This window comes from Streptomyces nitrosporeus (assembly GCF_008704555.1).
Lineage (GTDB): Bacteria > Actinomycetota > Actinomycetes > Streptomycetales > Streptomycetaceae > Streptomyces > Streptomyces nitrosporeus.
Genome location: NZ_CP023702.1, coordinates 5527182 through 5542070, shown reverse-complemented (window position 1 = coordinate 5542070; position 14889 = coordinate 5527182). Strand labels below are relative to the sequence as shown.

Annotated in this window: 10 protein-coding genes and 1 pseudogene; 7 read left to right on the top strand and 4 right to left on the bottom strand. The window is 71.3% G+C overall.

Annotated elements, in window-relative coordinates; all coding sequences use genetic code 11:
- Window positions 1–13: 13 nt before the first annotated feature.
- Window positions 14–2047 (bottom strand): serine/threonine-protein kinase, encoded by a 2034-nt coding sequence (locus CP967_RS24440; RefSeq protein ID WP_150490028.1) that lies wholly within the window; start codon window positions 2045–2047, stop codon window positions 14–16.
- A gap of 342 nt (window positions 2048–2389) precedes the next feature.
- On the opposite strand from CP967_RS24440, the gene CP967_RS24435 reads away from it, so the two are divergent.
- Window positions 2390–3187, top strand: coding sequence for an SAM-dependent methyltransferase (locus CP967_RS24435; RefSeq protein ID WP_150490027.1), 798 nt, complete (start codon window positions 2390–2392; stop codon window positions 3185–3187).
- Window positions 3188–3265: 78 nt separating this feature from the next.
- Here CP967_RS24435 and CP967_RS24430 read toward each other — a convergent pair whose 3' ends face one another.
- A complete protein-coding gene (locus tag CP967_RS24430; protein WP_150490026.1) occupies window positions 3266–4189 on the bottom strand; it encodes an alpha/beta hydrolase family protein in 924 nt (307 codons plus the stop codon).
- 250 nt (window positions 4190–4439) lie between these two features.
- Here CP967_RS24430 and CP967_RS24425 point away from each other — a divergent pair, with 250 nt between their 5' ends.
- Window positions 4440–5030: a TetR/AcrR family transcriptional regulator gene (locus tag CP967_RS24425; RefSeq protein ID WP_150490025.1), complete on the top strand. Its 591-nt coding sequence runs from the start codon at window positions 4440–4442 to the stop codon at window positions 5028–5030.
- Window positions 5031–5209: 179 nt separating this feature from the next.
- On the opposite strand, the gene CP967_RS24420 is transcribed toward CP967_RS24425, so the two are convergent.
- Window positions 5210–6076: an AraC family transcriptional regulator gene (locus tag CP967_RS24420; RefSeq protein WP_150490023.1), complete on the bottom strand. Its 867-nt coding sequence runs from the start codon at window positions 6074–6076 to the stop codon at window positions 5210–5212.
- A 210-nt stretch (window positions 6077–6286) separates the two neighbouring features.
- Here CP967_RS24420 and CP967_RS24415 point away from each other — a divergent pair, with 210 nt between their 5' ends.
- From CP967_RS24415 to CP967_RS35470, 4 genes and pseudogenes are all read left to right on the top strand, one after another.
- On the top strand, window positions 6287–7825 hold the full coding sequence (locus CP967_RS24415; protein WP_229888238.1) for an MFS transporter: 1539 nt from the start codon (window positions 6287–6289) through the stop codon (window positions 7823–7825).
- Between the two features lie 245 nt (window positions 7826–8070).
- Entirely contained in the window at window positions 8071–8796 is a 726-nt protein-coding gene (locus CP967_RS24410) for a DUF981 domain-containing protein (protein WP_150490022.1), read from the top strand.
- 443 nt (window positions 8797–9239) lie between these two features.
- On the top strand, window positions 9240–10385 hold the full coding sequence (locus tag CP967_RS24405; RefSeq protein ID WP_150492024.1) for a Fic family protein: 1146 nt from the start codon (window positions 9240–9242) through the stop codon (window positions 10383–10385).
- A 222-nt stretch (window positions 10386–10607) separates the two neighbouring features.
- Window positions 10608–10723 (top strand): annotated as a pseudogene (locus CP967_RS35470) (IS630 family transposase); the annotation flags it as partial.
- 93 nt (window positions 10724–10816) lie between these two features.
- Here CP967_RS35470 and CP967_RS24400 read toward each other — a convergent pair.
- The gene (locus tag CP967_RS24400; protein ID WP_150490021.1) at window positions 10817–12511 is read right to left on the bottom strand and encodes a TIGR04141 family sporadically distributed protein; all 1695 of its coding nucleotides are present in this window, start codon (window positions 12509–12511) and stop codon (window positions 10817–10819) included.
- Window positions 12512–12700: 189 nt separating this feature from the next.
- Here CP967_RS24400 and CP967_RS24395 point away from each other — a divergent pair, with 189 nt between their 5' ends.
- Window positions 12701–14824, top strand: coding sequence for an N-6 DNA methylase (locus tag CP967_RS24395; protein ID WP_150490020.1), 2124 nt, complete (start codon window positions 12701–12703; stop codon window positions 14822–14824).
- The last annotated feature ends 65 nt before the right edge of the window (window positions 14825–14889 follow it).

Genomic DNA, 14889 nt, shown 5'->3' with positions numbered 1-14889 from the left:
GCCGGCACCCCCCTCAGCACGAGGTCAGCCCCGGCTTCTTCGGCGCCGACTGCCCCATGACCGGCTCCAGGTGCCTGGAGTAGATCTCCGCCCACCGCGAGGTCTTCCCGGCGGACTCCCCCATGAGGGTGGACAGCGCCTGGCACACCTCCCGGTGGAGCCCCGTCTCCTCTTCCGCCATCGCCACTCCGTAGCCCTCCACTCCGGGGCCGTCCGGGTCCCCGATGCTGTCGAGCGCCTTCGTCTTCTCGGCGTACTTGTCGGCGAGTCCGGCGACGATGACGTCGTCGGTGGCGACCGCGTAGACGGCGGATCCCGGGTCCAGCAGCAGCTTCACGCAGTCCTCGTACCCCGCGCGGAGCACCATCTGGTCCTCCAGCCCCTCCTTCTTGATCCAGGGCACGTAGACCGACTCCCGCGCGGTGCAGACGTCGGCGGTGGGGGTGTCCTGCAGGTCGCCGAGATCGTTGTACGGCCGCCCCTTGCGCACCAGGAGCCCCTTGAGCGCCTCGAAGTAGGGACCGGCGAACTTCACCCCGTCCTCCGCCTCGCGCTGCTCGCTGATGCTGTACGAGGCCAGTACGAGATCGATCCTCCCGGCTGCCAGCCGCTCGCTGCGGTTACCCGAGTTCACGGTGGAGAACTTCACCTTGTCGTCGTCGAATCCCAGGCTCCGGCCGATCTCCCTGCCCAGGTCGACCTCGAACCCCTTGTAGCCGTCCCCGACCTGCACGCTCAGGCCGGGCTGGTCCTTCTTGACGCCGATGCGCAGTTCGTCGTGCGTGTCGCTGAACCTCGGGGCCTTCGTCCCCCCGGCCACGGCCGCCCCCTTGTCCGTCCCGGCGCCCTCGGCCTCCGATGCGCTTCCGCCCCACTCGCCCCAGGCGAACAGGCCCCCGCCGACCAGCAGTGCCGTGCAGAGGACGGCCGCCGGGACCTTCCAGCGCTCCCGGCGTCCACGGCCCGCCGGCGTCCCGGTACCGGCCGGTGCCCCGGGCTCCACGACCCGCGCCCCGGCGGTCCCCACGGGCCCGGCCGATGCCGTGCCCGCCGTGGACCGCCGGGGCGCGGACTCCGGGGCCTCCGGCTCCGAGGGCTTCGGCGGCTCCTGGGGCGACGAGGGCTCCTGGGGCTCCGGCTCCGGGGGCTTCGGCCGGGCCGCCGGGGTGTCCAGCGCGGCGACGTCCTGGGTCACGGCCCGCAGCATCCGCTCCGCCTCGGCGGCGTCCGGGCGCCGTGCGGGGTCCTTCTCCAGCAGTGCCCCGATCAGCGCGGTGAGCGGACCGGCGTATCTCATCGGGGGCAGCGGCGACTCGCGTACGGCGATGAGGATCTCGAAGCTCCCGCCCCCGTCGAAGGGGCGCCTGCCCTCCACCATCTCGTAGAGGGTGACGCCCAGCGCCCACAGGTCGGAAGCGGCGGAGGCGGGGCGCGGGTTGGCCGGTGTGTGGCTGAGCAGCTCGGGTGCGAGGTACTGCGGCGTCCCGATGATCTCGTGCGAGCGGGTCACCTGGGCCGCGCCCTCGAAGGTGGCGATCCCGAAGTCCATGAGGAGCGCGCGCCCGTCGGGGCGGAAGAGGACGTTGTGGGGCTTCACATCGCGGTGCAGTACGCCGGATTCGTGGACGGCGGCCAGCCCGCGCAGCACCTGGAGGCCGATCCGCGCCGCGTGCGGCACGGACAGCTGCTGCTGCTCGCGCAACAGGTCGGCGAGGGAGCGCGAGTTGAGCAGCTCCATCACGATCCAGACCTGGTTGCCGTCCTCGATCACATCGTGCACGGCGACGACGTTCTGGTGGCCGATCCTGGCGATGGCCTGCGCCTCACGGCGTGCCCGGCTCACCCAGTTCGCCTGGGCCTCGGGACTCGCGGCGCCCGGGTAGAGCAGCCCCTTAACGGCCACCTTCCGGTCCAGGCTCGTGTCCAGTGCCTCCCAGACCACTCCCATCCCACCGCGCCCGAGCTGGCGCAGCAGTCTGTAGCGGCCCGCGATCACCGTGTCCGGCCCGTCCTGTGGTCCCCTGCCGGCCTTGCCCTCGCTGTGCATCCAACCCCCCAAGAGCCGGTCTTCGTATGGGCAGCACTGTAGACGGCCCGGCGGGCGGGGTGACGGCACGTGACGCGCCGGTGACAACCATCCCGCCGCCCCGTGACATGCCCGCGCGAGGCCGCGGGCCGTCCGCCGTCCGCCGTCCGCCGCCGACCCGGCCCCTTCGCCGGTGAGGGGCCGTCAGCACGGGGGCAACGGGCCCCGGAGCGCGGTGTCTCCGGCTGCGGCACCGGGCGGCCGGCCGTTCCCCGGCGTGCTTATGCTGCTCCCAGTTCGATCAACTGCTCGGCATCGCACGCCCGGTGGCCGGTGATGCCCGTATCGGAGAGCGAGACGGCGATGACCCCCGTAGACATCGACACCAGCAAACCGCACCCGGCCCGGCTGTACGACTGGTATCTCGGGGGCAAGGACAACTACCCGGTGGACGAGGAACTGGGGAGGAAGCTGACCGCCTTCGCTCCGGTCATCCCCGTCATGGCGCGTATGAACCGGGCGTTCACCCACCGGGCGACCCGGTGGGCGGCCGGCCAGGGGATACGCCAGTTCCTGGACATAGGCACCGGGATCCCCACCGAGCCCAACCTCCACCAGGTGGCCCAGACAACCGCCCCGGACGCCCGGGTCGTCTACTGCGACAACGACCCCGTCGTCCTCAGCCACGCCCAGGCCCTGCTGAACGGGACTCCCGAGGGCGTCCTCGGTTACATCCAGGCCGATGTACGGGAAACCGACCGCATCCTGGCCGAGGCCGCCGGGATCCTGGACTTCGACCGGCCGGTCGCCCTCTCCCTGAACGCCCTGCTGCACTTCCTGAGCGACGAGATGGGGGCCTACGAGGTGGTGGAGCGCCTGACGGCCGCGCTGGCACCGGGCAGCTACCTGGTGATCTCGCACCTCACGCCGGACTTCCACCCGGAGGAGGCGTCGCAGAAGGTCCGCGACATGTACAAGGCCAACGGGCTCACCCTGGACATGCGCGACCGTGACCGCTTCACCCGCTTCTTCGAAGGCTTCGACCTGGTCGCGCCCGGCATCGTGGCCGCCGAGGAGTGGCACCCCGAGCTCGGTGAGCCGGTCCCGGGCCAGGAGGGCGCGCACAGCGGGGAGTACGTGGCGGTGGCCCGCAAGCCCTGAGAGCCGGGTCCCGGCCCGCTTCTCACTCCCCGGGGCGGGCCGGGACGGGGGGACCCGGGCGGGGGCCCGCCTCCCCGCCTACTTGCTCACCAGCGTCCCCAGCGGTCCGGGGTCCGCCGCCAGCGCGGTGGCCGCGGCCCCGGAGCCGGTGCCCCCGTCCTGGAGCGCACCGTGCAGGAAGGCCGTGCTGACCCGCTGGAGCAGGGCGACGCGCGCGGGGTTCTCGTCCGTCGTCTCCGCGGCCTCGTAGCCGGAGACCCCGCCGAGGGAGTGCTCGCCGCCGGACAGCGTGAGGAGGCTCTTGTCGCCCGGGCTGTGGGTGTAGGGGTCGGTGAACCAGTCCGGGCCCCGGGTCGAGAGCGGGGACCGGTCCTGGTCGCCCGCGACGACCAGAGCGGGCGTGGTCATGGCGGCGAAGGACGGCCGCATGAAGGGGAAGTGCGCGGCGGCGAACGGCGTCAGGTCATCGCCCAGTCCGGTCGCCGCGAGCAGGACGCCCGCCTTGACGCGGGGGTCGGACATGTCCTCGCCCGGGACGCCGTCGGCGTCCAGGACGCGCGCGCCCAGCAGGGTGCTCGCCGTCTGGGCTCCCCAGGAGTGGCCGGCCACGGCGACGCGGGCGCGGTCGACGCGTCCGGCGAGGCCCGGTACGGCGGCTTCCAGGACGTCGAGTCCGTCCAGCACGCGCCCGAGGTCCTCGACCCGGAAGCGCCAGATCCGCGGTGTGCGGGGGTCCTCGGCGGGGATGCCGAGCGTCCGGGAGTCGAGGTGGGTGGGCTGAAGGACGACGAAGCCCCGCGCGGCCCAGTGGTCCACCAGGGGGCCGTAGCCGTTCATCGACGAGCCGAAGCCGTGCGAGAAGACGATGACGGGCAGGCCGTCGCCGGCCGCGGGGGCGGTCACCCGGACCTGGAGGTCCTCACCGCGGCCCGGGGCGGCCAGGACGACCGGTCGGGCGGAGACCACGGTGGTGGGTGCGTTCATGGGGTTCAGGTCGGGCATGGCGGTGCTCCCGTTCGGTCTGTCCGGATGGGTGGGCGGCGGGCCCCGCGCACGGCGGAGGACCGCACGGCACGGGGATGGGGCGAGGGCGTGGGGTGGCGGCCGGCGCACGGCTTGGTGGCCGCGCCCCGCTCTGCCATCATGAACAAAACGGAACCTCGCTCCGCAAACAATACGGAGCAGCGTTCCGCTTTGCAAGGGACGTCGGGAAGTACCGCCGGAGCGGTGCCGTCGGAGAAGGAGCCCAGCGATGAACGACAGCGGCCGGAGCGCGGACAGCGCCGCCGGGTCCAAGCGCAAGGACGCCCGCCGCAATCAGCGGGTCCTGCTCGACGCGGCGGCGGCGGTCTTCGTCGCCTCGGGCGTGGAGGCCCCGGTACGCGACATCGCGGCCAGGGCCGGGGTCGGGGTGGGCACCGTCTACCGCCACTTCCCCACCCGGGCGGACCTCGTCATCGCCGTCTACCGCCACCAGGTAGAGACCTGCGCCGAGGCCGGGCCTGCCCTGCTGGCGACCGCCCCGGCCCCGTACGCCGCCCTGGAGGAGTGGGTCGGCCTCTTCACCGGCTTCCTGGTCACCAAGCACGGCCTCGCGGCTGCCCTGCGGAGCGACAACGCGGGCTTCGAGACCCTGCACGCCTACTTCCTCGACCGCCTCCTGCCGGTGTGCGCCCAGCTCCTCGACGCCGCCACCGCCTCCGGCGAGATCCGCCCGGACGTCACCGCCTACCAGCTCATGCGGGGCATCGGAAACCTCTGCGTCGGCGCCGAGAGCGACCCCCGTTACGACGCACGCCTCCTGGTCGGGGTCCTCGTCGCCGGACTGCGCCGGCCGGACTGACGGAGGCCGGAGCCGGTACGGCGCAGGCACGTGCGTACGCGCCCCCCGCGCCCCGCACCACCGCCCCGGCCCCGGTACCGCCGGCACGGTCCACGGGGTCATGGCCCTGGGAACCGCCTCGGTACGGCGGACCGGAGACCGCTCCCCGGCCCGCCGCCCCGTGCCGCCCCCCGCGGGGGTCAGCCGCCGGTGCGTTCCACCGGGATCCACACCTCCGCGTCCGCATGCGTGCCGTCCTCGGACACCCGGGTGCGCGAGAGCGACGGGCCCGGCCGGCTCCGGTACGGGTTCGAGGGGAACCACTGCGTGTACACGTCCCGCCAGAGGTACTGGACCGCCAGCGGGAACTCACCCGAGGACTCGAACACCGCCCACGTCCCCGGTTCGACGGCGAGGCTCTCCGGAGCCCGGGGCACCTCCGTGTCGCTCACCACCCCGTGGAAGTAACCGATCTCGGTGCCCTCCGCGTCCTCTGCGGAGTGGTCGCTGACGGCGGCCAGGACACCGCCGGGCTCCCCGTCCGCGTGCTCCTCCCAGAGCCTCAGCGTCTCCATGCCGATGCCCCTGACGAACTCCACGATCGCCGGATTCATCCCCTCGTGGACCAGGGGGACCCGTGTCCCCCGGCCCACGAGCCTGAACCCGTCCTTCTCCACGACCCGGTACCGCATGCTGCTGCTCCCTTCGACGATCAACCGGAAGGACATCCGTGGCTGGGAGTGCAGCGCCGCGCCCGTCCGCCGCGCCTCGCCGGGGCCGACCCCGTGCACGGCGCGGAAGGCCCGCGCGAACGCCTCGCCCGAGCTGTAGCCGTACCGCACCGCCACATCGAGCAGCGTCCGCTCCCCGGCGAGCACTTCGGCCCCGGAGAGCGTCAGCCGCCGGCGGCGGATGTACTCGGAGAGCGGGATGCCCGCCAGAGCGGAGAACATCCGCCGGAAGTGGTACTCCGACGTCATGGCGATACGGGCCAGCTCGGCCACGTCGATGGCCCCCATGAGGTGGTCCTCGATGTGGTCCATGGCCTGATTCAGCCGTTCCAGCACTCCTGGCCGTCCTTCCCTCAACGGTCTCCACGCTAGGGAGGACCCACTGTGCCGGACCCGACATCCTGTGCCCGGCACGGTCGGGCCTCCCCGGCTACGCACGGGGCACTCGCGCTCCGGGCCGGCGGCCGGAGACGTCCGGTGCGCCGGCCCGGGGCCGCCGGAGGGCTTCGGCGGGCCTCCGCCCACGGTCCCCGGCAGGCTGGGGGCGTGAACGGAGACGGAGAGGGAGACGGCGCGGGCGGTTTGCGCCTGGCCTCGGCACGCGGGCGCTGGGTGCTGGCCTGTGTGGTGCTCGCGTCCGGGACCGCCATGCTCGACGGCACGGTCGTCAATGTGGCCCTGCCCAGGATGGGCCGGGACCTGGGCGCTTCCCTGTCGGTGCTCCAGTGGGTCGTCAACGCCTACATGCTGACGCTTTCCGCCCTGCTCCTGTGGGGCGGCGCGCTGGGCGACCGGCTGGGCAGACGGCGCACACTGATGCTGGGTGTCGCCTGGTTCGCCGGGGCGTCGGCCCTGTGCGGTCTCGCGCCGGACGAGTACGTGCTCATCGGCGCCCGCGCGCTCCAGGGCGTGGGCGGCGCGCTGCTCACGCCCGGCTCGCTGGCGCTGGTACGGGCCTCCTTCCACCCCGACGACCAGTCGCGCGCGGTGGGGGCCTGGTCCGGTCTGACCGGTATGGCCGGTGCTCTCGGCCCGTTCCTCGGGGGCTGGCTGATCGACGGCCCGGGGTGGCGGTGGATCTTCCTCATCAACGTGCCCCTCGCGGTCGCCGTTCTGTTCCTCGCCGCCACCTTCGTACCGGAGAGCCGTGACCCCGCCGCCGCCGGACGCCCCTTCGACACCCTGGGGGCGTGTCTGGCGGCCGTCACGCTGGGCGGCGTGAGCTACGCCCTGATCAGCGCCTCGTCGGGCAGCGGTGCCGTCCGGATCGTGCTTCCGGCTACGGTCGCCGTGATCGCGGGGGCGGCCTTCCTCCGGGTCCAGCGCCGTGCCGGGAACCCGATGATGCCGCTCTCCCTGTTCTCCTCACGGCTGTTCTCGGCGACGAACGGGATGACCCTCTGCCTGTACGCGGCCATCGGCGGGGTGCTGTTCCTGCTGCCCCTCCAACTGCAGACGGCCCTCGGGTACGACGCGCTGCGGGCCGGCCTCGCGACGATGCCCATCACCGTGCTGATGCTCCTGCTCTCCGCCCGCGCGGGCGCGCTGGCCGAACGCGTCGGTCCCGCGGTCCCCCTGGTCACGGGCCCGCTCGTGGCGGCGGCCGGAGCGCTGCTGCTGCTACGGGTCGGCCCGGACTCCGCCTACGTGCCGGACGTACTCCCCCCGATCCTGGTGATGGGCCTGGGGATGAGCGTGTTCGTGGCCCCCCTCACGGCGACGGTCCTGGCCTCCGTCGACGCCGGGCACGCGGGGCTGGCGAGCGGGGTGAACAACACCGCGGCGCGGGTGGCCCAACTGCTGATCGTCGCCGCTCTGCCGCTCCTGGTGGGCCTCTCCGGCGACGCCTACACCTCCGGGGACGCGGTCAACCGCTCGTTCCACCGCGCCGCCGTGGTGACCGCCGTGCTGTTCCTCGCCGCCTCGGCGACGGCCGCCCTCTTCGTCCGCCCCCGGCGCGTCCACCACCGGACCGGCCCCGCCCCGCGCCCCGCCTGCCGCTCCCACCTCTCCCTCACCTGCCCGCCCCTGGAACCCGGGACGGACACCGCGCCCCGGGGGCGGAAGGACGGCGTGGGCAGCTGAGCGGCAGACGGGCCGGGCCGTGCGCGGGGAACGCCGGCCCCCCTCCCCCTCACACGGCCCCCGAAGGCCGCGTACCGCATCCGCGACCGGCGGTCTCCGGTGACGGGGCTCCACGGCCGGTCCGTCCGACCGGGCACCCCGCTCTACGACAAGCACATGGTCCGGCAAGTGGTGCGGCGCGCAGGGCATTTCGGCACAACCCATATGTGCAATAAATGGCGAATATGCGGCGTTATGCTCCGCGCATGGTTCCTCATCTCACCCCCCTCGCGGCATCCGGTCTGAAGATCGACTGGAATCAGATGCCGACGTACAACACGATCATGTCGGTGGCGGCCGGTGCCGGGCTGCTGCTCGTGGTGGCCCTCGGGCGCCAACTCCTCACGCCGGGCCGCACCATCGCCCCCGACGGCTGGGTGCTGGCCTTCGGCGCCCTCGGTTTCACGCTCGTCACCACCGGCCTCCATATGACCCTGACCTGGCCTCTCGCCGGACAGGGCTTCCCGTTCGACAACATCATCTTCGGCGAACCGGCTCTCGCCTTCGGCGTGTTCCTCCTCGCCGCGTGCTTCTACCTCTGGAAGCGCGGCAGAGAACTCGCCGACGCCCCCGACCGCGTCGCCCGTACGGCCACGGTCGCCACCCCCATCTCGCTCTTCGTCTTCGGACTCGGCCTCGCCTGCTTCGGCATCGCCGCCGCCGGGTGGAAGTACACCCTCTTCGCCGCCCCGCCCGAGGAGCCGATCTCCGGGGAGTTCGCCGACTGGCCGCTGCTCGAAGCGAGCTTCATGTCCGGGCTGTACGTCCTCGTGGGCATCGGCGCGCTCCTGTTCCCGTTCGCCCTGCACCGGCCCAGGACCTGGCTGGCTACGGTCGTCGGCGTCGTGTGGGCGCTGGCCGGTCTCGCTTTCCTGTTCTTCGGCGGGCTCAACTACTTCACCCACATCGGCCTCATCGTCAACACCATGTGAGCGTGTCCGGGCGCGGGCCGGAAAGCACGGTCCCGCAGGGCAGCCGCGACGGTCCGCCCGGAGGCCCGGGGCCTCGACGCGGCCGAGCGGGAAGTGAAGGGCTGCCGGTCGTCGGAGCGGACGACGGCCGGTGGCGAGCTGGGACTCGACGCCCGGCCCTGTGAGGACGAGTTCACCGCAGAAGCGACCACCTCCGGCACTGCAGTCTCGACGGCCTCGCCCATCGCCGCGTTCGACACCTCGCCCGGCTCGTCCACGGCGGCCGGCGAGGTCTTCGAAAGCACCGCGCCCGCGCGGGGACCGGTCGCCGCGGCAGAGACCGGAACGGTGACCCCGGCCGGAGGAGGGGGCGGACGCGACCGGGCCGTACACCGGATTCTGTCGCGTAAGACGTCACCGGTCGCCCAGCCGACGGAATGACACCGAGTGGGTATCATCCCGTCATACTGCACAGAACGCCCCGCCTCTCCACCGCCGACCAGCATGTCCTGGCCGAAGTCGCCAGCATGCGTCGCGCCCTGCACCATGCCGTGCAGCAGGTCCCCACCAAGTGGACCCTCGGTCTGCGCCGTCATCTGACGGCTTCGGCCATCGCCGCGTCCAATGCCATCGAGGGCTACAGGGTCGACGCCCGCGATGTCGCCGACCTCATGGACGACGCACAGGAGAAGGTGGACGTCTCCGAGGCGAACCGCGCGGAGACCGTCGCCTACCAGCAGGCCATGACCTACATCCAGTCACTGCACGCCGCACCCGATTTCGAGTACAGCAAGGGTCTGCTCAACGCGCTGCACTGGATGCTGCAGGGTCACCACCCTCACAAACCCGCCGGTCAATGGCGGCGGGGTCCGGTCTTCATCACTGCCGCCGGCGACCCCCACGCCACGGAGTACGAGGGCCCTCACGAAGACGATGTGTCCACTCTGATGGACGAGTTGATCGACTGGCTCAACTCCGGCGACATGGACTCCGATCCGCTCGTCCGCGCCGCGATGGCCCATTTCAACCTCGTCAAGATCCACCCGTGGGCCGATGGCAACGGCCGTATGTCCCGCTCCCTGCAAACTCTGCTGATCGCCCGGGAAGGCGTCCTCGCCCCCGAGTTCTCCTCCATCGAGGCATGGCTGGGCATGCCTGGTCACACCTGGGACTACTACAAGGTGTTGCGCGAGGTCGGCGGCCCCGTCTACAGCCCGGTGCGGGACACCGCCCTGTGGGTACGGTTCAACCTGCGCGCCTATCACGAGCAGACCCAGAGCGTCCGCCACCGCGTGGACCGTTCCAACAAGTGCTGGATCCAGCTCGACGAGCGACGCGGGGCGCTCGGCGTCACCGAGCACCAGATCACCGCCCTGCACGAAGTCGCCGTAACCGGCCGGGTACGCCGCTCCCGCTACGAAAGGGCCGAAGGGATCAGTGAACAACAAGCCCAGCGGGACATGCGGCACCTGACCCGGGAGAACCTGCTGACGCCCATCGGCAACACCAAGGGCCGCTACTACGTGCCCGGCTCCCGCTACCCGCAGAACGTGCTGGACACGGCCGCAGCCCGTCACACGGTCCGCAACCCCTACGAGGACATCGGCTGACGGGGGGTCGCGGTTTCGCCGGTCGGCGGAGCTGAGCGGCAGACGAGTCGGGCTGTACGCCGGGGAGCGTCGCCACAGCGCAATGACCTGGGCAAACATATCCAAAGTGCGCTTGCGTGGCTATCTTGATGGCTACGTAAGACGACGCCACGCCCTGCACCGGCCGGCCTCAGTCTTCGTCGACATTGGGTAAGACGCTTTGCTCTATGCGCTCGAAAGGAACCGAGTTACGCACCGGAGCTGAACCCCGCTGAGGGGCCCGATCGCTCCTCAAACGGCACCTGGCCGACTTTTCCGCGGCCGATCTCCCGCACCTGACCCATGTGATCAAGCGGAAGCCGGAAGGCTCACCGAAAGCTACCCGTCAGCCGCCAGTCTGATCATGGACTACGGCCCGACCAAGTCCCCGTGGACGTGTCAGATGGGCCCCGCTACGCGGCCATGTGACGGATTCCCGTCTGGCTCTGGGGCGCTACCGTGGCCTGGATCCCGACGACCTCGACGGCGACGCCCCACGCCTCAAGGAGCTTGGCCGTCTGCACAAGAGTGACCTGGGAAAACGGGAAGAGTGTCTCGGCAGTGAGATCGGTTCCGTTTTTCAGCAGGATCGCGAAAGTGACCTTCGAAGGCCGGAAGCCTTCCGGAAGCCCTCCGCCAGGTCGGGCCTCAGCCACCTTCCTAGCGAACCTGTCCATGGCCTCCGGCGAGTGCAGCAGAGTCTGCACGGCGACCACGGCCTGACCGAACAGATGGCTCAGTGCGTCGGACCCCTTGGCCCGCTTCACCATCACCAGGACGTCGTCCGGGCTGAGCAGGTCGCAGATCTCCACGCCGTTGCCCCGGTGCAGCGCCGTCCGGACGTTGTCGCGGTCGAAGCAGACGTACCCGGGCCGCAGGTCGGGCACCGACTCGTTGTAGTCCCGCTCCTTGTCCCCGAGCACCCAGGCCGGGAGGTCGACGGAGGGCGTGGCGGTGATGAGCCGCTCCACCTGCGAACGGATGGCTTCCAGGTACGCCTCACCGATCTCGTACCACTGCCCGTCCAGCAGGAAAAACCGGCGGGCACCGAGCGCCACCTCCGCCTCGATCCACCGCAGCACGCTCGACGTCCGGATGACGTCATCCTTCTCCGCCCGGGTGTGCGCGTAGAGAGTGATGGTGCCGTCCCGGAGCGCGGCGAAACGCGTTCCCGCCCTCTGCACGCGAGCCCGGTTGAGGACGTACTCCAGGCTGAAGTCGTCGGTGAGGCGCGCCTCCGCACTGTGCACCTTGGTGGCGAACGCCTGGGCGGCGCCGTAGTCCTCCCAGTGATCGGACGGGACGGCGACCGCGATACGTCCGTCCGGTACCTGACCCAGCATGTCGTCGAGCCGATCCTCCAGCCGTGTGAGAAGGCCGGTGTCATTGACCGGAACGATGTGCTCGACGAACTCCAGTTCCGGAGCCGGGGCCTCGTCCCGGATGACACGGGCGATGGCCCGGATGTCGGCGACCAGGTCCGCGGCGTCGATACCAAGGTGCATCCGCAGCCCGGTACCGCCCTCGACACTGGAGATCTTCGTACGGTCGTTCTGCGCGATCGTCAACTGGATCCCGTCCAGCCGACCGCCCAGCCGCCGCACGATCTGCGCGTGCTCCTGGACACCCAGGCTCCAGACCGGAGCGCCGCCGGGCACGAGGGTGATGTCGGTCCGGCCACCGCCCGGCGTATGGGAGACCATGTCCCGGATCTGGACGGGGTCCACCCTGCGGATAACGAAACTCAGCCCGAACCTCCGGTCCTTGACCCGGTCGGGCACCAGACGGAAACCCTGGTCGTAGCCGATGGCATACACCTCGCCGTCGACCACGAGCATCAGCAGTCCGGCCGACCGGTTCACCGGCCGCGACACCTCGCACCCGGTCGTGCGATTGATCTCGCTGCACCAGCTGGCGACAGGCTGCTCGAAGCTGCCAGTGACCAGCAGCGCCGGAACGCCCAACCGCTCCTCCGGGACGTGCAGTCCCGCGTCAACGGCTTCGAGCCGATCCGGGTCGAGGACGTCGAACATTGCGTCGACCGTGGGAGCGACACCCGTGAGCCGGTACAGGGTGCGCTTGGACGTGCCGGAGGTGCTGGTGGCCATGATGCCGCTCCATTCGACGTTTGTGAGCAGGGGGCAGCCCGGGAGATCCAGGAAAGCCGGGAAGCCAAGTGAAAGCACAACCAGTAGAGCGGCAACTGAAAGCACTGTCAAACAGTTCACACCAGTTAGATGTCGGTATAGAGTGAAGCCGTCCAGCACGCCCGCCCCCACGTCACCCGGCAGGAGCCCATGAATCAGCAGGCCAGTGCCTTCGTGACCGCCGCCGACATCTCCCGGCTGGCCGGAGTCACTCGCGCCACGGTGAGCAACTGGCGTCGTCGGCACCCGGACTTTCCGGCCCCTGCGGGAGGCACGGACACCAGCCCCACCTATGACCTCGACGCCGTACGCGCCTGGCTTTCTGCCCGTGGCCAACTCCCCGAGGACACACCTGCGGACCGGCTTCGCACCGCACTGCGCACCCACCCCGGCGACGGCGAACTGGCCCTGCACCTGCTCCCTGTGGTGCTCGCGGCTGCCCGGCTGGACCGGGGAGAACGCGAAGCCCTTCCCGCACTGCGTGACGACGGACTGCTGCGATGGGTGCGGTCAGCTGCGGACGACGGGGCCAAGGGCTTCCCGGGAACCGAAGACGCCATATACACCCCCGAGGCGGCCGGACCGCTGAGGGCCTTGCTGCAGTGCGTCGCCACGGACGGCGCCGAGGCTGCGACGGATGTCCTGGCCGAGCGCCTGCTGGAGGACACAGGGGGCGCCGGCACCTACCTCACGCCGCGCCCCTTGGCCGACCTCATGGCCCGGCTCCTGACCGACAGCGCGGGTGCTTTCCCCGTGAGCGTTCTCGACCCCGCGTGCGGCACCGGATCGCTGCTCGCCGCGGCGGCATCGGCAGGGGCGACCGACCTGCACGGCCAGGACATCCTGCCCGCCCAGGCCGCCCAGGCCGCCGTGCGGCTCCGGCTGAGCGCCCCCGAGGCGGCCATCACCGTACGTACGGGAGACAGCCTGCGCTCCGACGCCTTCAAGGGCCTCACCGCGGACGCCGTCCTGTGCAATCCCCCCTACGGGGTCCGTGAATGGGGACACAATGACCTGGCCTACGACCAACGCTGGGCCTACGGCGTGCCTCCCAAGGGTGAGCCCGAACTCGCCTGGGTCCAGCACTGCCTGGCCCATCTCGCGCCTGGGGGACGTGCCGTACTGCTCATGCCGCCCGCCGTCGCGGAGCGTACCGCCGGTCGGCGCATCCGGGCTCAGCTCGTACGGGACGGAGCTCTCCGCGCGGTCGTCTCGCTTCCCCAGGGCGCGGCCACCCCTCTCCACATCGGTCTGCACCTGTGGGTGCTCGAACGGCACGATCCGCAGGCTGAAGCCCCGGGGACGATCCTGCTCGTCGACGCGGCCCCTTCCGAGAACCGGGATCTGGACTGGGCCACCATCGACAACACCGTGCTCTCGGCGTGGCGTCCGTACCTCGCCGAGCAGGACGGCTACACCGGAGCCCCGGGTATCGCCGCCGCCATGCCGGTCACCGACCTCCTGGACGAAGCGGTGGACCTGACCCCGGCCCGCCGCATCCGGACGGCTTCCCGGCAAGCACTCCGCCCCGCCCTGCTGGCCCGGCAGGCATCGGAGCTGTACGACCAACTCCGTCGAACGGCAACAGACCTGGTCGACCTCAGCAACGATGGCGACTGGCCGCCGGCCGATGACCGGCCCCGCGACTGGCGCACTGCAACGGTTTCGGACCTTCTGCGCGGCGGCGCACTCAGTCTGCTCCACACCGCGCCCCCGGGCCGCCGAACCCGTAGCGGCCAACCGCAGCCTCGGCCCGAAGCAGAACCCGGCGCACGACCGGCGCTCACGGCTGCCGACGTCTTCGAGAACCGGCCCGCCTCCGGAACTGAAGCCGACCTGCCCGCCGACGTCGTCCTTCCCTCAGTGCAGGCAGGTGACGTGCTTCTCACAGAGCTCCTCCGCGTGGGACGCACGGCCGTGGCCCGGGTCGTCGAGCCGGGCGAGACAGGCTGCTTTCTGGGGCCCAATCTGCTGCTGTTCCGCCCGGATCAGCGTCGGCTCAACCCGTGGTTCCTCGCTGGGTTCCTCGCGGCGGAGCAGAACGTCAACGCCGCGGCCACCGGCACATCCATCATCCGGGTGGACCCCCGGCGACTACGCGTTCCCCTGCTTCCACTCGCGGAGCAGCAGCGTTACGGCGCCGCGTTCCGCAGCCTGCACGAACTGCGTACCACCGCGCGCCGGGCCGACCGGGCCGCCGAGGACGTCACACGTCTCCTCAGCACCGGACTCACCGGCGGCGCGCTGTTGCCACGCGGTCACGGATCGGCGTGAAACCTGCGGCCCGGCACCGCGAACGGCCAGACTTGACCTCTCCGTCCCTCGGGGACGGCGAAACT